Annotated in this window: 19 protein-coding genes; 2 read left to right on the forward strand and 17 right to left on the reverse strand. The window is 35.6% G+C overall.

Going from position 1 to position 24,367, the window contains the following annotated elements:
• Positions 1-6 precede the first annotated feature (6 nt).
• Genes PF572_02430 through PF572_02470 form a run of 9 tightly spaced genes read right to left on the reverse strand, consistent with a single transcriptional unit; the run spans position 7 to position 16,338 of the window.
• A complete protein-coding gene (locus PF572_02430; GenBank protein MDA3839922.1) occupies positions 7-372 on the reverse strand; it encodes a diacylglycerol kinase family protein in 366 nt (121 codons plus the stop codon).
• A 2-nt stretch (positions 373-374) separates the two neighbouring features.
• On the reverse strand, positions 375-782 hold the full coding sequence (ybeY, locus tag PF572_02435; protein MDA3839923.1) for an rRNA maturation RNase YbeY: 408 nt from the start codon (positions 780-782) through the stop codon (positions 375-377).
• A gap of 3 nt (positions 783-785) precedes the next feature.
• A complete protein-coding gene (locus PF572_02440; protein MDA3839924.1) occupies positions 786-1,913 on the reverse strand; it encodes a hypothetical protein in 1,128 nt (375 codons plus the stop codon).
• A 4-nt stretch (positions 1,914-1,917) separates the two neighbouring features.
• Entirely contained in the window at positions 1,918-2,712 is a 795-nt protein-coding gene (locus PF572_02445) for a hypothetical protein (GenBank protein ID MDA3839925.1), read from the reverse strand.
• A 26-nt stretch (positions 2,713-2,738) separates the two neighbouring features.
• Entirely contained in the window at positions 2,739-4,397 is a 1,659-nt protein-coding gene (locus PF572_02450) for a hypothetical protein (protein MDA3839926.1), read from the reverse strand.
• Positions 4,398-4,407: 10 nt separating this feature from the next.
• Positions 4,408-5,637 (reverse strand): Ig domain-containing protein, encoded by a 1,230-nt coding sequence (locus PF572_02455; GenBank protein MDA3839927.1) that lies wholly within the window; start codon positions 5,635-5,637, stop codon positions 4,408-4,410.
• Positions 5,638-5,659: 22 nt separating this feature from the next.
• Positions 5,660-8,221: a hypothetical protein gene (locus PF572_02460; protein MDA3839928.1), complete on the reverse strand. Its 2,562-nt coding sequence runs from the start codon at positions 8,219-8,221 to the stop codon at positions 5,660-5,662.
• A 14-nt stretch (positions 8,222-8,235) separates the two neighbouring features.
• Positions 8,236-14,499, reverse strand: a complete 6,264-nt coding sequence (locus PF572_02465; GenBank protein ID MDA3839929.1) for a hypothetical protein — start codon at positions 14,497-14,499, stop codon at positions 8,236-8,238.
• Positions 14,500-16,338, reverse strand: coding sequence for a hypothetical protein (locus PF572_02470; GenBank protein ID MDA3839930.1), 1,839 nt, complete (start codon positions 16,336-16,338; stop codon positions 14,500-14,502). It lies immediately after the preceding gene.
• Between the two features lie 115 nt (positions 16,339-16,453).
• Here PF572_02470 and PF572_02475 point away from each other — a divergent pair, with 115 nt between their 5' ends.
• Entirely contained in the window at positions 16,454-17,938 is a 1,485-nt protein-coding gene (locus PF572_02475; protein MDA3839931.1) for a RelA/SpoT family protein, read from the forward strand.
• 279 nt (positions 17,939-18,217) lie between these two features.
• Here PF572_02475 and PF572_02480 read toward each other — a convergent pair whose 3' ends face one another.
• The 7 genes from PF572_02480 to PF572_02510 form a co-directional block, all read right to left on the reverse strand.
• Positions 18,218-18,511, reverse strand: coding sequence for a hypothetical protein (locus PF572_02480; GenBank protein ID MDA3839932.1), 294 nt, complete (start codon positions 18,509-18,511; stop codon positions 18,218-18,220).
• A gap of 281 nt (positions 18,512-18,792) precedes the next feature.
• A complete protein-coding gene (locus tag PF572_02485) occupies positions 18,793-19,242 on the reverse strand; it encodes a hypothetical protein (GenBank protein ID MDA3839933.1) in 450 nt (149 codons plus the stop codon).
• A 24-nt stretch (positions 19,243-19,266) separates the two neighbouring features.
• Positions 19,267-19,428: a hypothetical protein gene (locus tag PF572_02490; GenBank protein ID MDA3839934.1), complete on the reverse strand. Its 162-nt coding sequence runs from the start codon at positions 19,426-19,428 to the stop codon at positions 19,267-19,269.
• 287 nt (positions 19,429-19,715) lie between these two features.
• A complete protein-coding gene (locus PF572_02495; protein MDA3839935.1) occupies positions 19,716-20,324 on the reverse strand; it encodes a nucleoside-diphosphate kinase in 609 nt (202 codons plus the stop codon).
• 60 nt (positions 20,325-20,384) lie between these two features.
• Positions 20,385-20,762, reverse strand: a complete 378-nt coding sequence (locus tag PF572_02500; protein ID MDA3839936.1) for a response regulator — start codon at positions 20,760-20,762, stop codon at positions 20,385-20,387.
• Between the two features lie 119 nt (positions 20,763-20,881).
• Complete coding sequence (locus PF572_02505; GenBank protein MDA3839937.1) at positions 20,882-21,730, reverse strand: MBL fold metallo-hydrolase; 849 nt, start codon at positions 21,728-21,730, stop codon at positions 20,882-20,884.
• Between the two features lie 5 nt (positions 21,731-21,735).
• Complete coding sequence (locus PF572_02510) at positions 21,736-23,421, reverse strand: cation:proton antiporter (protein MDA3839938.1); 1,686 nt, start codon at positions 23,419-23,421, stop codon at positions 21,736-21,738.
• A 111-nt stretch (positions 23,422-23,532) separates the two neighbouring features.
• Between PF572_02510 and PF572_02515 the strand changes: the two genes are divergently transcribed.
• The gene (locus tag PF572_02515; protein ID MDA3839939.1) at positions 23,533-23,895 is read left to right on the forward strand and encodes an NUDIX domain-containing protein; all 363 of its coding nucleotides are present in this window, start codon (positions 23,533-23,535) and stop codon (positions 23,893-23,895) included.
• Between the two features lie 205 nt (positions 23,896-24,100).
• Here the strand turns inward: PF572_02515 and PF572_02520 are convergent.
• The coding region (locus tag PF572_02520) for a His/Gly/Thr/Pro-type tRNA ligase C-terminal domain-containing protein (GenBank protein MDA3839940.1) at positions 24,101-24,367 on the reverse strand (267 nt) is incomplete at its 5' end.

Below are 24,367 nucleotides of genomic sequence, written 5' to 3' on the forward strand. Positions count from 1 at the left end.
AAAAGACTACAAAGTATCAATCAAATAAGGCCAAAATATAGAAATCCCTATTATTAAAGAAATAATTGAGGCGAGCATCACTGCAGCAGCGGTTATATCTTTAATTTCCTTAACATAAGTGTTGATTCTCGGTTTTAAGACGTCTGCTACTCTTTCAACAGCACTGTTTATGGTTTCCATTAATAGAACAAGTCCTATCGAAAAAACTATTAACAATAATTCAATCTTGTCTATTCTATAAAACCAAGCAAGCGATAAAGCGAGAAGCCCTAAAAAAAACTGAATTCTTAAATTCTGTTCCTCCTTAAATATTTTGATCAGTCCGTTAACGGCATATTTAAAACTTTTAAACAGTCTGCGTATTTTAATCATTGTTATAATTTTAATGTTTTAATAAAATTCTCCCCCAGAGCAATCATTTTAAACTCCTCTTTCTCTGTTTTATCATCATAACCCAATAAATGAAGAAGACCGTGTACTAATATAAAAACAAGCTCTTCCCTCACGCTATTATTAAAATTCTTAGCCTGTCTTTCTATTTGGGCATAATCAATAATCAACTCTCCAAGGAACTCTTCTTCTCCTTCAAATGATAATATATCCGTTATTTTATTATAGCCTCTATATATTTTATTTATAGTTTGCATGCGCCTGTCACCAACGAAAACCACTGACAACTCAAATTTGTTTTTTTTATATTTTGTTAAAAATTGCTCAGAGACTTTTTTAACTAACTTTAAATCTATCTTTGTTCTAGTCTTATTTGAAATATCAATAGGCATATTCTAATTCAGAACCGTGAAAGTGTTAAAAACAATTTCAAAAATATTTAAATATTTATTGTTATCATTGCTTGAGTAATTCAGGGCAATAACATAGTTATCTATATTGTTCTTAAAAAATATAGCTTTTGAATCTGCATTCTTTATTGCCCTCCAGCTACCTTTAGCGAAACCCAAGTTGCTATCAATAACATTAACTCCAAATTGACTTTTGTACCAGTCTTCTATGCTTAGTTTTTTTTCATTAGCTTCAATAAATATTTGAAAAAATTGTTCTTCTCCTAAGTCTAGAATTATAGCATCATTGGTGTTTGCGGTTACTGTAAAAGATACTGGATGATAAAAAGAAAATTGATATTTAGAGTTTGTAAATTTTTTAAAATTTAAGTTATCACTTATCTCACCTTCTCCCAGAGGATTGTATCCATTTAACATTTCAGCTAAATCTGCATAAGTGTCGCTGTCTGTGTCTGGGGAAGAATCACTAGTTCCTGCTGCTATTTCTTCTTCTTTCGAGAGGCCATCCTTATCATAATCTGTTAAAATTATTGTGGGAGTAGGAACCTCTTGTTCCTCAGAAATCATCTCTTCTGAGTCTATATCACTATCTTGATCTATTAAGTTTTCAACTTCTTTTTCTTGAGCTACTGCACCCTCAATTTCCTCGGCTATAACTTCTCTTTTTTTCTCTGAGTTAACGGTTGCTGTATCGGGGGTATTTTCTTTAATCTGATTATTCGTTTTTTCTGGAGCTTTAACCTTTTGACCCAGGTCGCCCTCTCTGACTTCGTCATTCACCTTGTCTTGTGTTGCAATATTGGTTTCCGTATTTGTCTTATTGGATTGCTCTTCATTGATGACAATGCTAGGATTAGCCACATTTGCACCATCCCCCTTCATGATAAAATAATAATAAGACCCAGCTAAAGACAAAATTAGAAATAAGGAACCAAAAATTAAAATAATAAACCCTGTCTTTTTTGCGTTATCTGCTTCTCCCTCTACGTGAGCTGATGATTTCTTATAACCCTTGGGCATTGTGAAAACATGAGTATCTTTAAAATTAAAATTCCCTTTTTTTGTTGCTCCAGATTGGATTATTTCTATATTTTTTTTAATGCTACTGTCCATATTTTTATTTTATATCATATAGTTTACCATCTCCATTTGGGTTATAACCAGCCTTCACTTCGCTGCCATCTGAAAAACTATCCCCATCAGTATCTTTGTTCTTTGGATCAGTTCCATAAACAGCGACCTCTTCTCTATCAAACAAGCCATCACCATCCGTATCAATATTATTTATATTTATTCCAAGTTCCATCTCTTTTTGGTCACTCAAACCATCACCATCTGTATCCTTATCACTGGCGACCGTGTTGTTGGTTTTTACATCATTTTTTTTAACTTCTTGAATATCTTCTATTTGATTATTTTCTGGAACAATATTTTTTAAGGAGTCTTCATTAATATTTTCTTCATCTTCAACCACCCTTTCAACAACATCTTGCTCTGTATTTTTTTCTGTATTAAAAATAATATCTTTTAAGAATTTATCGTAAGCAAAGTATCCACCGACAGCCACAAGTACGACAAGAATAATGATTAAAAATATTTTCAAAAAAGGAGATTTTTCTTTTTCAGTTTCATTTTGATTATTTTCTTTATCCACCGGGGCAAATACATCTGGTTTTTCTTTTCCTTGATTATATGATGATCCTTCTGAGGCGTTATTTTCCATCGCTAAATCATCCTCCTCATTAGAAAAAATATCTTCTATTCCCTCGGCAGGAACAACTGGAGTTCTTTCAGTAACATCACTCACATTTTCTTCATTGATCTCCTCACTTTCATTCTCAATATTTTTTTTTATAGAAGCTTCTCCCCCTTCGAAATTTACGTTTTCTTTTTTATCAATTTCATCAAACATAATATTTTTATTATTTTCTTTTTTTATTATACCCCAGAAGCTGTCCTTGGGTCAAAGCCGGCTTGAACCTCTTCCCCGTCGAGGAATCCGTCATTGTCAGTATCTAAGTCTTTTGGATTAGTAAAATATTTATTTATTTCATCTCCATCTGATAAACCATCTCCGTCAGTATCACTTTTTATTGGGTCTAGATCATTTTTTATTTCATAGAGATTATTAAGACCATCTCCATCTGTGTCTTTTGATATTGGATCTAGTCCTTTTTTAATTGATTCATAATCTGTTACGTCATCTCCATTAGTATCGCTTTTGTAAATATTTGTTCCTAATTCAATTTCTTCTTTATCAGATAATCTGTCTCCATCAAAATCAAAATCACCTGGTCCCAGAGGGTTTGTTCCTGCCTCTATTTCATCCCTATCATTCACACCATCTCCATCAGTATCTTTTTTGGTGGCGTTGGTTAAATAGAATATCTCATCAACATCTATTAATCCATCTCCATCGGTATCACTTTTCCAGCCTTCACCAAGTGGGTTTTTACCGTTCTTTATTTCATTATAATCACTTAACCCATCTCCATCTGTGTCTCTATTGTTTGGATCTGTTCCCCAAAGAATCTCTTCAGCATCAGTTAGCCTGTCATTATCGGAGTCTCCTGAAAGTGGGTCACTATCCGCGCTGTCTAATATTCCGTCACCATCTGAATCTGGTCGCTGGACACTGGTGCCTAATTGTATTTCATCGTAATCAGATAAACCATCTTGATCAGTATCAGCATCCAGTGGGTTACCTCCTTTTTTTTCTATAATTTCTTCATAGTCACTTAGCCCATCACCATCTGTATCTGGATTAAAGGGGTCTGTATTCATCCAGAGTTCTTTTTCATCCCAAAGACCATCGCCATCAATATCTAGTTCAGTTACTTTTTTATTAATATTTTCTGGCTTAAATTTTTCAAAACATACTCTTTGATATTTACTGGAAAGTAATTTTTGACAATCTTCTTTGATGCTAATTAAATAATAATCCCTAGCTGAATTACAATCCTCTCTATCTCCCCTATCTTTTAAATCATCACAAGCATCATAGAAATTTTGAAAACACAAATTTTTATATTCTAATGTTTCTATTGAACTACATTCATTTATTTCATATCTTTCAGGAATAACAAAAGCATTTGTTCTATCTAGGCATTCTTGTTTTTCGTAAGGTTCTCCTTCAAAAATTTCACAAAAATCTGTGTAACGAGTAGCTATGCTAGAGTCCTGAATACAAGACATAGAACGACTATGATTTGGAATACGTTTACAACTATTAACGCTGTATAATTCCCTAACTAAACCATAAATACACTCACTTCTTTTATCGTAATTATTTATTTCTAAACAATAACTAATGTCATCATTTAAATAAGCTACATTATAATTTACTTGGTTTAGACACTCTTCTTTTTCTTCCCCGACCAAATCTATACAATCCTCAAAACCCAAAACAACTGGCGTGAAAGTTTCTCTTTTTACGTCATTTGGATTTGTACTTATTATTTTTTCTCGTTGTGGTGTTTCTACTTGTTCATAAACTATATTTTCTTCATCATTTTTAAAAACCAAATAAAGAGAAATTAAAAGAATCAATATAAGAAAAGAAAGAATAGCTATACTTTTTAAATTTAGAAATTTCATAAATATTTTTCTAATAACAATAACACAAAGTCTCACCAATCCTAAAACCAGCTGTTGCTGTTTCCATGCAGTGCACGCCACCTGTTAAATAACCTGATTTACAATCATTGGTGGCTAAATTACTATTTAGATTGCAATCATTTCCATTGTCATGCATAACAGAAACACAAGAATTTGATACTACCTGAGAAAGACCAACTCCAACACAAACCCTGTTTTCTCTTAAGCAGACATCATCACAATTAAAAACACTTGAATAATATACTAAGTTCGAATGATCCATTACATAGCCACCTATACCCATATCTGAAGCAAGTGCTCTTACTACCAAGAATGGGGTCCCAACTATATTCCCGTCTTGAAGCTCGGCAACATTACCTCGACAACATTCGTCAAAAACAGGTGAACCACCCATAACACTAAAAATATCAAAACATTCAAGCATCCCAGTATTTTCACAGGTAAACATTCCCTTTTGACATTCACCGCTATCAATAATTCCATTATCATTTGTATCTATATAACAACCTCTGGCTAAATCTGGATCCGTGGCGCAACCAAGCTGGCAATCGGAAGAGCATGATAGTTGCAATACTGCAAAAGTTGAATCACTTACAGGACCAACCCTTAGTTCATAGTCAGCCTTTGTTTCCATCGGGTCACAGGTTTCTAGGGGATTTCCAGTAATAGGATGTGCGCTTTGAACAATTCCATCTCCACACCAGCCACCTCCACTAAAAGAATCTAGAAATGAACATGAGCCAGTACAATCTGTCGCTGGAAAACATGGTCCTGAGCAGGCATAAGATTTACTCATGCTGCTTTCAGAAGGAGTAAAAGCTATACCATTTAATCCATCGCATTCTTCATTGCCGTCATTTATAGGACCTCCATCTCCTTCTGAGTTTGGAGTCTGAACTCCATTATCTCCGCAATAAGAATCTACAACCAAGGTGTAGGCATAGGGATCGGATACAGCGCCATATTCATCAGTAACTGTCACCTCAATAATATGTGTGCCCACACTAGCTGAGGATCCGCTAATAATCCCTGTATTGGGGTCAATTACAACCCCTGGAGTAGTTTCAGTCAATGAATAAGAAAAAGAATTTCCTTCCTGATCAACGGCATCAATATTGCAAGGAGTTAAAACACTTTGGGCGACTGAACCTTTTACGGAGAATAAAATAAAAAATAGTAATATTAAACTAAAATTTAATTTATTAAATATTTTTATCATCTTTTTTTTATAAATTAATTATCTATTCATAACAATCATTTGTATTTGTATCATAGGTACCAATACCATTACAAAGTAAATCTCTATTACAAACAGCTCTGTTTGTTGTCCCCGATAGTAAAATACAATCACTATCATAAGCAGCAATAAAATCTGCTGTTGTTGAGCCATTGGAGATTTGAGTATCCCAAAAATTAAGACCTACTAATTCACCACATCTTTTTCCATAGGTTTCATACCAAATGGAAGAAGTTGAAGTAAGTCCACAAGACAGGGGCTCAATAAGATTGACAAAAGCCTCATAAATACATTCTCTTCCGATGCAACTAGGAGCTATTGCACAATCAGCATCATCACAGCAAGCCACCTCATCTTGATAACTGTTATATGGCAACCAAAATCCAGAACAAACTTCATTCCAATTAAAAGCGTCACAAATAGCCCCTGGTTCAGAACAGGTTGCATCACATTCTTGATAATAATGACCAGTAGAAGAATTTGTATCATCTACACAAAAAGGGCCATCTTGTACAATCGATTCAGTGCAAAGACCCGGGTTGATATCCAAACATGGGTCACCAACACTACATCCACCACTACCAATCAGGCCCTGAAAAGTTCCTGTAGACTGATGATATCCAGAACATTCGGAGAGAGTAAACCCTCTCCTATTTACACTCCCTACAACATTTGTAGCCACAAGCAAACAAGAAACTACACTTCCTGTTTGATAGCCAGAAGTAACTACAGGGGTCGTTCCGTTGCAATTGACAGGTGCACCACACCATGTGCATGTAAGAGCATCTGATGTATTAACTGTAACATTCACGGTAACAGTTCCCCCTGTATTAATGTTGTTAACAATCCAAGGATTTGGACTGACTGATAAACTAACAATAGTCGGCAGAAGAAGAGTTGGGGGAGGAACAAATGCCACGGGAAGTGATCTTAATCTATCCTGGCAAGTTGATAAAGGTTGTATCACTGGTTTATGATTTATAACATTTATAATAAGTTGTTCGGAATTACTCACACCATAAGAATCTGTAACTGTTAAATTTCTCACAAAAGGAGTTGTTCCGTGATTGATAATATTAGAGACTGGATCCGGAACAAGTATACCTGATACCAAAAAATCCCAATAATTTCCACTCGGAGTAAAAGTTGTACTAAAATTGTTTGGCAAGGGCTGATCAAGAGAATAAGTAAGAGGATAATTTAGGACATCTCCAGAAACTGTAAATCCCCCAGAAAAAGGAAGAGTGCTACTGGCAACATGATAAAGAGGGAGTGAATTTATAATCGGAGGAAAGTTTTGAACCTGGATAGAAAAAGTCTGAGTAGTAAAAGCACCGGAAGGATCGGTGAGAGTTATTGAAAAACTATAAGTTCCTACGGCTCCTACCGTTGTAGCTTCTACTAATATTTGATTATTTACAGCTGTGAATGTCAAGGAAGGTGCTCCTGACCAATCTGTCCAAGTTGTCATCGAAGTATCAATGCTCCATGTAATAGTATCGTTATTGGGGTCTACTCCTTGAATATAGGCTGTATAGGAATGCCCTATAAAAGCAGTTGGTATATTAGAGGCTATTACCTGAGGAGGATAATTAACTGTACTGGCTGAGCCTACTATTGGTGTGATTGGAGTAATAGGCGCTAGTGGAGTGACAATAGGGACAGCCGCTGTGCCAGCAGCACAAGCCCCACTACCTACTCCAAAAACAAAAACTGATTCCATTTCGGAACAGATATCAAAAGTAGAACCATCTGGGTTGGCCTGATAAATAAAAGCCCTACTATTTAAAGGTAAATCTAGGTCGGTGTCGACAATAGGATCAGCAAATTCTTTATCATTTTCATTCCAACAAGTTATATCGTCATAACCAACACAGTCTCCTAATTCATTTATGGGGTCAACGGGAAGCTGAACACCAAGTTCTTTTGAAAGGGTTCCCTGCCAACTAGGCCAAGTTGAGACAGTTTTATTTGGCAAATATGTTCCAGCTGAAAGAGTCGGATAATGGCCATTATTTTTCATATATTCATCCAATGCTATATTAAACTCAGCAATATTTGCTAATCTGGTTGTATCTCTAATGGTTTCGGATTTATCCGAAGAACAATATTCTCCAAGAGGACAATCATCATTAGTAACGCAGAGCACTGAAGAAAAATCAGGAGAACAAAAACCTGTGGCAGTATTTATATTTCTATTAAATTTCCAATTATCCAAAATACGAGCAAAAATGTCTTCTGTATCACTATCAGCTGATATATTATATGAAATTATATAAATATTTGTAAATAAAGTAGGAACTGCTCCAGCAATATTAGCCGCATTCACATAAACAGTATTACCATTTCGAATGGCCTCATACCCATCAACTAGTAAAGATTGGGGAGTCCCGATGAATCCTTGCTCTGTATACCAACGTTGAGAAGAGTAGTGAGTAGGGTTTGGAAGAACCCTAACAGAAATAGCATCTGATGATTCTTGGGCGAAAGATTGATTTTTAAATACAAAAAAAATACTTAAAATAAAAAGACTAAGAAATAAAAATTTTATTTTTTTATAATGCATTTTATATAATCAATTTAATAAGTTTCGATAACAAGTTCGTTCTGACAATCAGCCGGGTTGGGACATGCACCAGTAATAACAACATCTTGAACTGGATGCCCTTCTCTTATCTGGATAATAGTTTCATCGTTATGATAAATTTCAACTTCAGTCGGGAGATTACCGTTAAACCACATTCCATCGTATTCAGAAGCAACTCCATCCACCAACCAAGAAAATTCATAATTAACACCATTATTCTTCCATATTCTGTCAGAATCAGCTTCATTTGTTCCTCCAATTACTTGAGTGCCAAAAATACCTCCTACACTTTTATCAAAAGAATTAAAAGGGAAATCGAATTGAGTAATTCCTTCATTGGCATTTATTTCTTGATATCCAACGGGATCTGACTCAGAATTATTTGAATAAACAATATAATATTTATGGCTAGTATCAACAACTTCTTTCCAAGAGGTCTCTCCTTCCCCCTGACTCATAATAGTAGCTATTGGTGGATCATTATTTAAGGCTCCTTCGTATCCAAAAACATAATATTCAACATCAGATTGACTATCCCATGTAAGCTGAATTTCGTTTGTCTCTTCAAGATATTTAACCTGTGTTATTTCAAGATAGTCAGGGTCAGCACACTCGCCATTCACACAATCAGGAGATACACCCGCTGGTGTTGTCGCTTGGGTTGCATCTGGCTCCATCATCTCAACAACAATATCATCAACAACCTCTTGATTATCTGTTGGACCATTTTTTATAATAAATCTATACTTTCTTCCACTACTTAAATTTTTTATAACCGTGCTGTGTTTACCATCCGCTTCAATAACTTGTTCACGACAGATAGATCCCGGACTTGTACTACAAAGAGGAATTCTTAGTTCACCTCCTTGAGCCTCTGCGCTATTTATAAAAGAATAGGAAATTTTCTTTATAAAATATTTAATAATATCTCCAAAAAGATTTATTCTATTTCCTTCTTCTTCAAACTCTTCAAAAATACCAGCAATACTTCCCATATCTATATAATAAATATCATCTTGATTGGCTAAACTAGCTGAAATCCACCCAAGAGCAACTTGAGTAGCTCCTGAAATAACAGTAGCTGAAGTAACAGCCGGAATTACCGAAACCTCATTTGAATAAGCACTTTCGTTCCCAGAAGCGTCAACGGCTGTAACTGCAAAAAAGTAAATAGTTCCATTTGTTAAATCAGTTATAGAAGCCGCTGTAGCATCTCCAACATTTTGTGAGCTACCATAACAATCTGGTGGCGTAGAGGCAGCACAACCAGTTCCTGCTTTCCAATAGAGATTATAAGAAACTGCGTCAACAACTGGGTTCCATTCTATTTCCGCCTCAGCATTACCAATAGCAGCATTTATTACAAGAGGGGCAACTGGATCTTGAGTATCTTCTGGAACGGCTGTTATTTCATTCGATAAATCACTCTCTGCTCCACTTTCATATACAGCAGTTATAGCAAAATAATATGTCTGTCCGTTAATAAGATCTGGGACAATTACGGGAGAAACTAGGGTGTGCGGAACAAAAGGACCAACAGACATGGTGCTTGTATAATTACCACTGCTTGTACCATAGTGTATCAAAAATTCATCAAGCACTTCCCCCGCATCAGGAACAAAATTACCCCACCAAATATCAATCGATTCTCCAGCTGCTGGGACAGAAGAAACATCTAGAGCAATAGTAGACAAATCTGGAGTTGCTTCTCTAAAAAAATAATATTCTTTAAATAAATCCTGGTCAGTATCACGGCCACGGATAATAGCATCATCTAGTATTGGCGGTAAGTCATCGAAGGTACTTTCTGATCCTTGATCACGACAATAATAAAATTCATAGTTTGTATTAGCGCAGGTTCCTGCTCCTTCGGGTAAAATATCACAATTGTTATCCTGGTCTTGCCAAGGAGCCCAAAGACCAGCTCCATCAATTGGTGGCCAAGGATTATTGCATAAAAATAAATAAATGTTAGCACTTCCCGTGTGAGTCTCTGCTGGAAGAGCTAAAGAGCCAGTAACAGCTGTTGTTGCTTCAGCTTCTGTACTTCCTTCCGTGGCTGTTGAGTCAGCTCTAATTAATTTTTTATTACTGTTGGCTGGGAACACTCCTGCAAAATCAGCAAGTCCGTAGTTATTTATCACCCACCCCCATGCCCAAGTATAAAGTCCTGCAACAGGATTTAGACTTTGTCCACTCATAGTCCTTGCTGTCGCTACAAAAAGTTTGTCTGCATCTCTCTCAGTGTCAAAAGTACCACTAACATTTAAAATATCTGTGTCTTCTTCCACTAAGCTGTTTTCTGTTGTTTGAAATAAATATGAAGCAGGATCAACATCAATATAGTCTATTGTGCAAAGCCCTTGATTTTCTCCTTGATCAGACAAAGTTACGAATGACCAGATATAGGAATTCACATAATCGGTAGAATTGAATGTTTCCAGAGGGTAAGTCGAATTAACTCCCATGCTTACACTAAATCTATCTAGAACACCTCTTGGAATATCATCGAGAGTATCTTCGTCACCAAGAATAATTGCATAATGTCTAATATCACCATCCAAAGCTCTATTAGGCGCAAAAGTTAATACTCCCTGTCCAGCTGTATTGTTATAGCCATCACTCTTTCCTTGAATTGCACAAAAATTATTTGTGGGTGTAACAAAATTATATGCACTAGCCTCACCAAATATCAATGAAGTAATTTTTTCTTTTATATTGTTGAATACTTTTGCAAATACATTTTTATTTATATAATTTTCATCTCCATTTTCTATAGTCAAATAATTAGTTCCATCTGGACAAGAATCATTTCCGTAATCACCAAGCAAAATTATATTACCCCTGAAACTAGAAGTGTCCATTTCCGTATCAAAATAAGCTTCTAATAAAACATTTCGGCAGACATCGGTACTTCCTGGAGCGGGTTCGTCAGGTGGAGAGGTGCTAACAACCTGAGGTCTTGGACGGCAACAAGTATCATCGCCACAAGCGGCTGTATTTGGATTACCACATTCTAAATCGGTATCACAACCACAATACAATCCCCTGGTAGCACCGCCACATGGACTTTTGTCAGGTTGACAAGTTAGAGTATCTCCCTCTGGAGAGATTATTGTTTGAGGGATTGTCGGATCACAACAACAAGTACCACAATCTTCAATTGGATCAGAAATGAGAGGATCATCTAAACAAGAATACCCAGTCCCACAAGCAAAGCTTGGGTTACAAGTAAAAACAGAAGTCAAACCAATTGTAAGATCTTGAATACATTGCGCGCCTGGTAGGGTATTCTCTGGTTGACAAGTGCAACTCGTTCCACAGAACAATCCAGGTAAACACATTGATTGATCTGGATCACAAATACCAGGTAGTAGTGGGTCATCACAATCAGCTCCAATTCCTCCTCCCGGGGGTGTTAAAACATCAAGGCAAACGCCGCTCAATAATGGATCTCCTGTTGGAGCTGTAGAATCAATATAACAAAATTTACCAGCAGTTCCTGTGCAATTACAAGCCAAATCACTAGCCGCCTGCTCAGAGGCACTGACAGTTGTATTGTCTGCACCATCTTCTACACGACATCCAGTACACAAACCATAGTCAGCCTGAACCGTAGCATCAGCCATGTCACCACAGCCTCCAGCCTCACAAGTAAGTCCAAGACAACAATCATTAGCTGCTACCTCACAACAACATTCACAAGTAGCCGGTCCTTCACAAAAACCAGAAACATTACAAGCCGAAGCACTATTGCAAACAGAACCGCCTATAGCACACTGACCAAGAGAACAAGAATAACCCGTATCGCATAAGTCACATGTTAGAGGGCCTAAGGTTGGGCTACCGACTGTACACCAACCATTTGTGTCTTGATATGTTCCTGTCGGACAACTTGCTCCACCGGTCTGAATTTGCCAAGCACCAACTTGTCCACTAGCTGCAGTTACTAAAGCGCAAGTAGCGTCATATGGAGTGGCATCAAAAGTCATTGATGTTGTCTGAGAACAAGTATCCTGATAGGCACCACCAAATGTTGCCACACATCTATTTAGAGTATTATCATATTCGCAATTACCAAGGCCGCAACCAGCAAGACTTTCACAATAACTATCACTACAAAATCCTGTTAGGGGTGCTGGATCAGTTTGACATTCACCCGGTGAATTTGGACAATTATTTCCATCGACCAAACAAGCGTTTCCACTAGACCAACCAGAGCAAGTCAACCCTGTTGTAGTTGCCGTACCAATCACACCCTCAGATGTGAAAGTCCAACCATACCCAGTGGTAGTAATAGCTGCGCCATCATTACAGGTTCCTGTATTTCGACAAATTCCATCCCAATAAGTATCGGCCGCACAACATTCTTCTATACCTGTCGTACACTGAAAAAGCGGATCAGTCGGAGCTATGCTAGGATCACAATTTCCAACCATAAAGGGAAAAGGATTTGAAGGTGCTAATGTGGTTGCTCTTACTGGACCAGTCTGAGAACCAGCTGGAACAACGGTTTCAATACTTTGATTTGTCCAAGTAAGGATACTTGGGGCATTAATAGTGTCATAAAAATCAACAGCACCAATTGTAGTAGTAAAATTATCACCAATTATTTCAACATCAAAACCAATAGGACCATTATGTGGAATCATTTCACAAATACCAGGACCGGGAGGTGCATTAATTGCGTCAAATGTTTCTGGCAAACTAGAGAACCCTGCATTATTTGTAACTACTACATCATAAAGCCCAAAATTACCATCCGTTCTAATTTGGGGAGGAACCTTCATTATAATATAATTATTTCGCCACCAAGAATCTTGACATTCTATTGGAAAATCAAGACCATCAGCAACATAGGTTGAGCCAGTTACCTGGTGAGTAAATAACACTTGAGCTGGTGCCAAATAAGAATTTCCAAAATTATTCCCAAAAATTGTCGAATATTGTCCAGGAGGAGCCGGATTAGGATTAATATGGTCAATGATAGGAGTATTATTTAAATCAATATAAACGTTAAAACTAAGAGCATTAGAATAAGCTCCATCGGCAGTCACAAAAACAGTATTATTCCCTCCTCTAATATTTGGGACATCTGCATCCACAGAAGTATTTGTCCAGTTAATAATATTTGTAGCAGAAGTCGAACCAATCATGCTTCCAAAAGAAACTTCCTGAATAGTTCCGGTAAATGAAACTCCTTGTAGATTAAAAGTGTCTTCGTAATAACCAAAAGCAGGGTTAACCAAACAAAGACCTGGTCTATTTGTTGCGTTTATTAAAAAATCATCAATAGCAGGACCTCTAGTATTGTTTGTAACATCTTCTTCTAAATCAATTTGCCTTACTATTCGAACGGGTCCATCTTGAGCACCAGCTGGTACCACTACAATAATCTGCCAATCGTTCCAGCTGTCAGTACAATTAGTATTTACTGAATTTGGGAATTGAGCAAGAATTGTTGGATTCCCTGTAGCATCTGAAAAATATACTTGACCAGTAGTGGTTCCAAAGAATCTTCCACCAAGAGTTACGAAATCGCCAATTGCTCCATTTGGTGTTCCAAGTTCATCAACTGGACTAATCCAATCTATAATAGGAGCTCCCCCACAAAGACATGTGGTTCCATCGCAAGACAAGGCAGACATACACATGGTATCGTCAGGATCACAAACCGGAGTTAAAGTATCAAGATCACATGGATCACCAAAACCACCTAAGAGCTGACAAGTACAACTTGCCGGTTCACAATATTCTGTTGCAGTTACACAGAAAGAATTGTCTGGGTCACAGACTGGAGTCAAGGTATTCCCATCACATGAAAGTCCACTTGGTCCTGGTCCTGGAGGTAATGGACCTCCACCACCACCACCTCCTCCACCTGCCCCACCAGTCGTTGTCCCTAAAAGTCTAGACAATATAAAGCTAGCGATAGCAAAAGCTGAAAGGATAATTAAAAGTCCTATCACAGCTGAAATCAAAATCTTTTTAGCCTTGTCTATTTTACTAGGATCACCAGAACTCATCGTCCAAAGAAATCCAGCATAAAGAATTAAAACTAAAGCAATAACACCTAAAAAGCCAAGAAAAACTCGAATAACATTAGCGGCTATAATCCTCGGGTCTGTGTCTCCAAGACCAATACCGGATGCTTGATTAATTCCTGTATCAATTTGGGCCAAAACAGTATTTCCTATGACAAAAGCAAAGGAGAAAATAATCAAAAATACAGCAATTTTTTTAAAACTTTTTAACATTTAGTTACAAGGTAATGTGCTTAAAGCTCCTTCACAACAATAAGGGAAAGCAGTCGGGGTTGATGTTGGAGTTGGTGAACATCCAGGCCCAGCACTTGTATAAAAACAATTTTGATAAATATCTTTAAGGCCCGCATTAAACTCAGGAGTATAATCATTAAAATCAAGAAAAGGATCATGCCTTATTTCTATAGTAGTTTGCTTACTTGGAATATTGTCATATTTGGCGAGAGAAAAAGGCAAGGAACTGGTCGAATAAAGAGCAACTGAACCGATTGCAGTAGGTGGCCAATGTTTTATCATGCTAGAACTCATCATTAGCCTGTCAAAAGTAGCTGTTGGTCTTTCATTGTATCCGACATCAACATCCCCTATCCCAGGATAAATACTCAACATAGTTGGAGCGCTCAAAAGTATCTGATCTGAAGTATTAAAATCCCATCTATATGAATCTCCTTGAGTTAAAGGATCTGGAATATTTTCATTATAAGGTGGTAGACCACTTTGTGAATCAGGTCCTTGAGCGTTGCCATCTTTATTTCCATCCAAAGAATTATCAGCCATATCAACTGTTCCATCAAATGGGAAAAGAGCAGTTGCTTCACCAGTCATAACCAAAGTAGCTGCCTTAACTAATACCTCAATACTACTTGTAGCTGGCAAACAATATACTCTATCTCCACAAGAATTTCTGCCACAAAAATCTTCAGTTAGAAATTCAACTGTTCGATATTGATTTGAAATATAAAAATTACCATCAACAATGTCTGCCCCCGTTAAATCATTAACAACTATATTATTGAAGCCAGCAAGAGTAGAACCGCTTGATGAAAGTGGACTAACGGCTTCGTTAAAATTAATCTGTACTACAACATTTCTAGGTTCCGTCGTTGATGGATAAGGAATAACGCTTACTACTCTTGGAGGGGTAACATCTATTATGGTACTAACTAAGAACTGCCACACATAACCAATTGCGCCAATGGCTCCAGGAAAAGCATCCGTTCCATCCCCTTTATCCAACTGGCTTGAAAAAGCAACTGAATAATATAATGCTTCCGAAGGACTACCAAGATAATCAAATGGTTTGAACCGGAAAGTTCTATTGTCAGGCATAACATTTGCGATAACCTCGGTTACTAGCGTAGCAGTTGCCGTACCATCATCAGTTTTGTAAATTAAAACATAATCTTCATCAATTAAATCACACTCGCCTGGATCATTTTGTGAATTAGAATTAAAATCATCGCAATCTCCTAGGAGAGCATTTCCGTTTGTATTTTGAATAATTTGTGTTGGATCCATGTCCTCTTTGAAGGTAACAACTATACTTGTATTTCTTGGGACGTTTACTTGGTCACGTTCTGGATAATGAGATTCTATAATACTGTTTCCGGAAGTTGGGACGCCATTATTAAAACCACCAGCTCCACTGCCACTGCCACTGCCCCCACCCATAGAGGCCCCGAGCAAAGCATTTATAATAAACGTGGCTATTGCAAAAGCAGACAATATAATAATAAGGCCAATGGCCGCACTTGATAAAATCTTTTTTGCCTTATCTACCTTGTCTGGAGCTCCAGCACTCGTCATATACATCCAACCAGCATAAAGAATTAGAACCAAAGCAATAATACCAAGAAACCCTAATATCACCCTAATAACCCGCGCAACAATAATTCTCGGGTCAGTATCAGAAAGGCCAATCCCTGCTGCACTATTTATACCTGTGTCAACTTGAGCAAATACGAAATCTGGCAACAAAAAAATAGCTACAGCAAATAAAATACTGAAAACAGCTATTCCTAAAATCCTTCCTTTAATTTTTTTATTAAGCATGGAGGGCCTAAATTAATTCAAAATAAGACAAAACCAAGAGCCTTAACTCTCTTTGACTTTTCCACATTTTTATAATAGTATTATAACATAAATTACTAAAGAATGACCAGGCCCTATGGAGATGACAATAGACAGAATTATAAATAAGGTTAAAGAAAATAGTCCAGAAGCTGACTTGGATTTATTGCGCCTTGCTTATGATTTTGCAAATGATGCTCACAAGGGCCAAAAAAGAAAAACTGGAGAGCCCTATATCCAACACACCCTACATACTGCCTTTCTACTCGCTCAGGTTAAAGCCGATCCTGAAACTATTATGGCAGGACTTCTCCACGATGTTCCAGAAGATACTGAAAAAACATTAAAAGACGTTAAAGACAATTTTGGAGGTGAGGTAGCTTTTCTAGTAGAAGGGATTACAAAACTTTCCAAAATTAAATATAGAGGAGTAGACAGATACAATGAGTCTTTGAGAAAAATGTTTTTGGCCATGGCTCAAGATTTAAGAGTTATTTTAATAAAATTTGCTGACAGACTTCATAATTTAAGAACCCTAGAAGGTCTTCCTGAGAAAAAAAGAACAAGAATTGCTCGTGAAACCCTAGAAATTTATGCTCCAATTGCAGGACTACTTGGTATTTGGCGCTTTAAATGGCAACTCGAAGACCTCTGTTTTAAGCATCTCTATCCTGAAGAATTCAAAAAACTCGAATACAAATATGAGGTTGAACAACGAGTTGAGCGCAACCAATATATTCAAAAAATTAAAAAAGAATTAGGAAATAAGCTAAAAGAAGTCGGCCTTAAGGAGTTTGATATACTTGGCCGGTTTAAGCATCTCTATAGTATTTATAAAAAAATGCAAATCAAAAATAGACGTTTTGATGAGATTTATGATGTATTTGCACTGAGAGTAGTTGTCCCTAATATTTCTGACTGTTATCGAGTTCTTGGGGTTATTCACGAATTATGGAAACCAAAATCTTCTCGTTTCAAAGATTACATTGCTGTTCCAAAACCAAATGGCTACAGAAGTTTGCATACAACTGTTTTCGGGCCAGGTGGGAAAGCGACTGAATTTCAAATAAGAACCACTGAAATGAATGACGAGGCTTTTTACGGAATTGCCGCTCATTGGTACTACAAAAAAGAAGGAGGAATTCAGAAGAATGCTGAAAATCAGCCAAGATGGGTTAAGGATATTCTAGTAACTCAAAAAGAAGCTATGAATTCCAATGAATTTATTCAAAAAATTAAAATTGATATTTTCCAAAAACGAAAGTTTGTCTTTTCTCCCAAAGGAGATGTTTTTGATATGCCTGAAGGTTCTACTCCAATTGATTTTGCCTACGCCGTTCACACCGAAATTGGGAACCATGCAACTGGAGCGCTTGTAAACAATACTATGGCCAAACTCGACCAGACATTAAAGAATGGAGATATGGTTGAAATACTAATAGACAAAAAAAGAAAAGGACCCAATAAAGACTGGCTCAAATTTGTAAAGACAGGAAGAGCTAAAGATAAAATAAACCAAGCCCTGAAAGGATCATCTCATTTTGATAATATTATAAAACTACTGCCTTATACAAAAAAATAATTTTCAATGAAAAAACGGAGCTAAATAAATAGCTCCGTTTTGTTTTACGATTTACAAAAAGATACAGGAACTTCAGACTCTTCAGCAATTTGATAAACTGCAGCCATTCAACAGAATATTAAATTTTCGTTAGAGGTGTGACTTAAAAAGCCTCCATGAAGTTTAAAAAAAATTATTTTCTTTCGCGGACACTGCGCACTCTTTAGAATTCATTTTTTCTAAAAGCTCTTCAAAGGAATACTTTTTCTTTCTATTTTCACTCATCTTCGCTCTCCTCACTTATTTGTCAAGCTTAACAATCTTTCTTCCTTTAGCTTTTACTTTAGCTTCGTTCATAATCTTGTCATGATTTTCAAAATAATAATCAGTTTTTACAACATTGCAAGCAATCTCAATCTTAAACTCTCCTTTTTCGATATTTCCACTTTGATAAAAAATAACAACACAGCTAATAGGAAGTCTAGAATAAACCTCAGATTGAGAAGTAGCTGTTTCTCCTTTTTCCCACGAAATAATATCTTGTTTTTTAGCTAACTTTCTCACAAGCATCTCCTTTCGTAAATTAAATTTCAAATGAGCATTCCTTAACAAAAAAATCGTCTTTTGAGGACGATTTTTAAAAAACTAGTTTAAATATCCTCAAAGCAACAAAAATATATCACTAATAATAATATTAATAACGAGGTGAATTCCAAAGGAAGAGAGGGTGACCTGGGTCATTTGAGATATATTTTTATTGCTCTGATTGTTATACATATGTTAAATAATAAAATTTAAATTAGGGAGAAGAAGGGTCTCTTCTTCTCCCATAGTAATTTTTAAATAAGACTTATGATTGCTTGATTTAAAAATATTTAAGAAAGGGGCTGGGTTAGAAAACTGAATCCAACCAATGCTGCACCGGGGCGTGCTGGTGGATTTTCTGAAACCAAAAGTTTAGATGGTTTTATAAAATCTCCCAGGACTACAATACAATTTTTTTCAAATTCTGTGTGACCACAACTTTGACAGTATTTACCTGGATGGAGTTTATTTGTTTGACACTTTTTACACATCAAAACAAAATCTTTAATCACTTCACTTTCATCATTGTGTACACTTTTTTTATTTTCAATCGGACGAGGCAAACTAACAGAATCCATAAGACTACTAATACCTTTTTTCAAACAATCTTTTTGATGCAAAAGGCCTTTCCTTCTTTTCTCGCCAAGTCTTTTGTTTTTCAATTTCTTTTCGACTCGAACAAGGTCAGAACACAACTTAGTGTGCTTTTTTTCGGTTGAAGATAGTGGTCGCCCTTTCATAGTACCTCCTCTTAGGTATTGGTGTTAACCTGCAAGAACATTCTTAAGCTCTGATATTTTCTTCTCCAATGACTCCTTAGCCTCTTTTGTTTTTGCCGTTGGAAGAAAAAATTCGTATTTTTTAAGCTGGAAATTTAGATAACCTCTATCACTATCTGGATATGATTTTGCATCTGAATCTGGCATTTCACTTTCCCTTTCTTGATTATTAAAAGATCAAATTATACTCAAAAAAACCGTCCCTTATTGGACGGCCTACATATTTTTAGTTTATTTTATATAAATATATTAGTCGTCCAATTTTTTAACAGGTAAAATCACTGCCATTCTAATGACAGATAACTTGCCTAAAATTGTAAAACTATATTTATTCATATGTTAATTATACTAACATATTTTTAATTTTTGTCAAATACAAAAGGTGCTACGTAGCATGTTACGTAGCACCTTTTTATTTGAATCTGCGGATTAATTTATTCTTTAATTCCGTCTAGATCAACGTCATAAAGCATTGCTTCAACTATTAATCTATAATCAAGAATTTCATCTTCTGAAAACCAAATTTTTATTTCCTTCTCAGCTTCTTCTACTTCACCAGAAGCATGAATCAAGTTTCTAACGCTTCTCTCTCCTTGATCAGCCATAGCATAAGAGTCCAGGGTGTAGTCACCACGAATTGTTCCAACATCACTTGATAATGGCTCTGTTCCACCAGTAATCTTTCTTACCAATGGGATAGCACCAGCACCTTGCCAAATCATAGCAACAACAGGTCCAGCACTCAAATACTTTGCATTTCTCTCAAGAACAGCAACTCCACAATCTTTATTTGTCGCGAATGGGGATTTCAAGCCTTTCTTCTCATAAGAAGCGTTAGCTTTTCTTCCAACTTCCTCTAACCACTCTTCTCCACCAACCATATAATGTTCTGTTGCTCTCTCGGGTGTTGGCATTACCATTTTCATAGCAACTAGTTTTAAACCAACTTTTTCGTATCTTTTAATAATTTCGCCAATTAATGTTCTTTGAACTCCATCTGGTTTAATAATAACCACAGTTCTTTCGTTTTTTAGATGACTCATACAAAAATAAAATTCTATAAAAGTTTAATCAACTCAAATAGAATCATTTATAATTAAATATTATTTAAATTCCTTTTTTACCTTATCGAGAACTTCCGCTGGTGTCAAGTTCGCTTTTACAAGATAATCTTTTGCTCCCAATTCTTGCCCCTTCTGGATGTCTTCTTCTGTGCCTAGATTTGTTAAAAGAAAAACAGATATATTCTTTGTTTTGGTGTCCGCTTTTAATTTTTCGAGCACTGTAAACCCGTCTAGTTGTGGCATTATAATATCAAGAAGTATTAAATCAGGTTTATTACTTAAAGCTAATTCAAGACCATCAGCGCCATTATCGGCCATCAAAACTTCAAAATTAGCCTGTTCAAACTTTGTTTTATACATAGCGCTAATCATATTATCATCCTCCACTAGAAGTATTGTTTTTTTCCCATTTGCCATAATGTTTCTTTAATTTAATCTAATTATAGCAAGATAGCTTATTTTTTCAATAGACCTAATGAATTTGTCATTCTGGAATGAAGCGCCAGCGAAACGATAGAATCTTTAAACCATACCTCTTAATAAACCACTCCCAATCCAACCCCATCACTAAAAAAACTAATATCGCCATACGCATCGGTTCTAAATATTTTTGTTCCAATTTTATTAAGCATATTTAAAACGCCTATATTTGGATGTCCAAATTTATTATCCTCTCCAACAGAAATAACAGCATATTCAGGAGAAACAATGTTTATAAAGTTCTCATCGTTTGTCTTTGAACCATGATGAGCCAATTTCAAAACATCAGATTCTAACCCTCCATTATCTATTATCTCAAGCTCCTCTTCTCTCTCGGCATCTCCCATAAACAAAAAACTTTTATCACCATAAGCCAATCGAGAAATAACAGAAGTGTTGTTCACATTTTTGTGGACTTCTTTGCTAATATCCTTTTCGGGATATAAGATATCAAAATATAGATTATCCCCCAATTTTATTCTTTGTTTTTTATCAATGACAATTATCTCCGCTCCTTCTCTCTCGGCTTCCTCTAAAAATGTTTTATAAATTATCGAGTCGTAATCAATTCCTGAATACATAATCCTCTCAACATCATACCTCCTAATTATCTCAATTAAACCAGTAAGATGATCTTCATGAGGGTGGGTTAATATCATCAACTCTATGTCATTATTCCAAAAACCCAATCTGCTACTCAACTTTTCCAAAACGCTGTTGTCGGGACTACCATCAATCACAATATCTTGACCATAGGGAGTTTTAATCAAAGCAGAGTCCCCTTGTCCAACGTCGAAGAAAATTACTTCGAGTTTTTTTGAAACATTATTTTTTATAAATAAAAAAACTGTAATTAATATAATCACAATTCCAAAAAATAAATATATCTTTTGCCATTTATTCATAAAAACTAAACAGGCAAAGTGTGTTTCAATAACATCTGCTCTCTTTGTTGTCTCACTAGTTTTTTAGTAGTTTTTCTGTTCCAGTCTTCTCCTTTCAAGATATTGGCGAGCCAATCTCCGGCAATCAAATGTGGCATCATCACGTAGTCTGCCCCGGCCTCATACATCTCGTTAAGAAAACGAACATATGAAAGAGTCCCTATAATTATTGGTTTTGAATGGCTTTCTCTAACATGCTTTATCATTGTTACCTGACAGCTACTGCTTGGCAGAGTGGAAATAATCATTTTAGTGCTTGCCAAGGGCAACTCGGATAATAACTCTATATCTGTAGCATCACCAAAAAAACAAGGAACATTTCTAGTTTTTAACTTCTCGATAGCAATAGGATCAAAATCAACAACAGCAAAATTAACCTTCATTTCACTTAAAGCATCAACAACTTTCCATCCTATTCTATGATATCCAAAAACCAGAACATCATATTTTTTTAATTTTTCTTCGGGGCTTGAATATTTGTCCTTTCCAAAAAGTCTTAAAAATCCTTCCATCTTTTTATAAATCTGACCATTGTACATTATTAAATAAGACGAAATAAATATTGTCACAAGGGCTACAAAGGTAAATAGGGGTAATAAATTAGAATTCATAAAACCTTGTTGCTCAACAACAAATAAAAACACAAAACCAAATTCAGATACTTGCGCTGCTGTAAGACCAGCCCTAAAGGAAACTCTTCTTGAGAATTTCATTGTTCTGTAAAGAACGTACAGGATAAAAGGATTCCCTATTAAAACAAAAAGGGAAAGAATAATCCCTGGAACAATCACCTCCCCAAAACCACCAATGTTCATTTCACTTCCAAGAATTATAAAAAACATTACAATAAAAAAATCTCGAAGAGGTTTTAATCTACTAGTAATCTCCTCTCTATAAATAGAAGAACCTAGAGAAAGGCCGGCAACAATAGCACCCACCTCAAGAGATAATCCAACCCATTCAGCCAGTCCTGCCACAGAAAAACACCAAGCTATAGTAAATATCAAGAGAAATTCACCTGATTTAGCAACCCTATTTAGGAGCAATAGAATAATTCTTGATGTTAAATATATTGCCATCAAAAAAAGTGTGCTCTTTAAAAGTACGGCTGTTAACGAAAAAGCAATCGGCCCGCCCTCTTTAAATGCAGGCAGCATCATCAAGAGTACTATCGCAATAATATCTTGAATAAGCATAAGTCCAACAGTGTAGCGACCGTAAACTGTTTCCGTCTCCCTCTTCTCAGCCAAAAGCTTCATTATAATAATAGTCGAAGAAAATGTGATAGCGATAGCAAGATAAGTTGAAAATTCTCTATCAAACCCAAGCCAAGTCAATATCAAAAAACCAACTAGGGCCGTAAAAAGAACTTGCCCTCCACCAGTAACAGCGGCAACCTTCCCTATCTTTTTTAAAAAGTGAAAATTAAGACTAAGCCCAACCAAAAACAATAGAAGAATAACTCCAAACTCGGCAAAAATATGAAAATACTCCTGGCTACTATTTATAATATTTAGAAAAACAGGTCCAACTAAAATACCCGTAATTATATAGGAAATAATTAAGGGTTGTTTAAGTAATTGCACCAAAAAAGAAACAGCAATAGCTACCCCTAAAATGATACTTATATTTAGAAATATTGAATCGACCATAAGTTGTTTTATGTTTATATTATAACATAAATTTATTTATTTTGCTTTTATTTCCAAATACTTTGACATAATTATTAAAATTGCGTAAATTTATGTTACAATTTAAAAAATATGCAATATAACAATTGTCCAAAATGTGGAACAAAATATAAAAGAAACCAAATTGATAACAAAAATATTTATCAAAATCTTTTTGCATGTCAAAAATGTAATTTTATTTTTTATAATAACCCAAAACCTGCTGTGGTAGGATTAATTTATAATAACGAAAATAAATTACTTTTAGTAAAAAGAAAAATTAAACCTTATGTTGGATACTGGGACTTGCCTGGTGGTTTTGTTAATGCAAATGAAAACCCCTCTAACTCAATCATTAGAGAAATTAAAGAAGAACTAAACCTAGATGCTAAAATAATTAATATTGAAAATACTTTTACAGAAAATTATAAAAACAAAGGAAGAAATAACGAATAATATAATTTAGTTATCATTGCTTACCATCCTTTAAAGATATGGTAGCCATGGATGATGTAAGTGACTACAAATTTTTTTCAATAAATAACTTACCAAAAAAAATCGCTTTTCCGGAAAAAAGAAAATTTTTTAGCAATCTAGTCAAACAAAGAAACTAAACTTCCAATTGGAAGCTTAGCTTCTAAGTAAGATATTTTACTATAAGCTATAAATTTTCCGCAAAAAACTTATCAATATCTTCAACTTTAATCGTCTCTTGTTTCATTGTGTCTCTATCTCGAACAGTTACTGTCCCTTTTTCAAGAGTATCAAAATCAACAGTCAAACAATAAGGTGTTCCAATCTCATCTTGTCTTCTATATCTTTTACCAACATTTCCATTATCATCAAACTCGCAAGTATATTTTTGACTTAAATTAGCAAAAACTTCTTTTGCTTTTTCAACCAAATCTGGCTTATTTTTAAGTAATGG

The sequence above is a fragment of the Patescibacteria group bacterium genome (assembly GCA_027858235.1).
In the GTDB taxonomy this organism is placed as follows: Bacteria; Patescibacteriota; Patescibacteriia; order Patescibacteriales; family BM507; genus BM507.

Coding starts and splice junctions, on each gene's coding strand:
- PF572_02440 (MDA3839924.1), bottom strand. CDS start 1,913: ATGGACAGTAGCATTAAAAAAAATATAGAAATAATCCAATCTGGAGCA.
- PF572_02505 (MDA3839937.1), bottom strand. CDS start 21,730: ATGAATAAATGGCAAAAGATATATTTATTTTTTGGAATTGTGATTATA.
- PF572_02470 (MDA3839930.1), bottom strand. CDS start 16,338: ATGCTTAATAAAAAAATTAAAGGAAGGATTTTAGGAATAGCTGTTTTC.
- PF572_02465 (MDA3839929.1), bottom strand. CDS start 14,499: ATGTTAAAAAGTTTTAAAAAAATTGCTGTATTTTTGATTATTTTCTCC.
- PF572_02445 (MDA3839925.1), bottom strand. CDS start 2,712: ATGTTTGATGAAATTGATAAAAAAGAAAACGTAAATTTCGAAGGGGGA.
- ybeY (MDA3839923.1), bottom strand. CDS start 782: ATGCCTATTGATATTTCAAATAAGACTAGAACAAAGATAGATTTAAAG.
- PF572_02500 (MDA3839936.1), bottom strand. CDS start 20,762: ATGGCAAATGGGAAAAAAACAATACTTCTAGTGGAGGATGATAATATG.
- PF572_02460 (MDA3839928.1), bottom strand. CDS start 8,221: ATGCATTATAAAAAAATAAAATTTTTATTTCTTAGTCTTTTTATTTTA.
- PF572_02450 (MDA3839926.1), bottom strand. CDS start 4,397: ATGAAATTTCTAAATTTAAAAAGTATAGCTATTCTTTCTTTTCTTATA.
- PF572_02490 (MDA3839934.1), bottom strand. CDS start 19,428: ATGCCAGATTCAGATGCAAAATCATATCCAGATAGTGATAGAGGTTAT.
- PF572_02455 (MDA3839927.1), bottom strand. CDS start 5,637: ATGATAAAAATATTTAATAAATTAAATTTTAGTTTAATATTACTATTT.
- PF572_02515 (MDA3839939.1), top strand. CDS start 23,533: ATGCAATATAACAATTGTCCAAAATGTGGAACAAAATATAAAAGAAAC.
- PF572_02510 (MDA3839938.1), bottom strand. CDS start 23,421: ATGGTCGATTCAATATTTCTAAATATAAGTATCATTTTAGGGGTAGCT.
- PF572_02430 (MDA3839922.1), bottom strand. CDS start 372: ATGATTAAAATACGCAGACTGTTTAAAAGTTTTAAATATGCCGTTAAC.
- PF572_02495 (MDA3839935.1), bottom strand. CDS start 20,324: ATGAGTCATCTAAAAAACGAAAGAACTGTGGTTATTATTAAACCAGAT.
- PF572_02475 (MDA3839931.1), top strand. CDS start 16,454: ATGGAGATGACAATAGACAGAATTATAAATAAGGTTAAAGAAAATAGT.
- PF572_02485 (MDA3839933.1), bottom strand. CDS start 19,242: ATGAAAGGGCGACCACTATCTTCAACCGAAAAAAAGCACACTAAGTTG.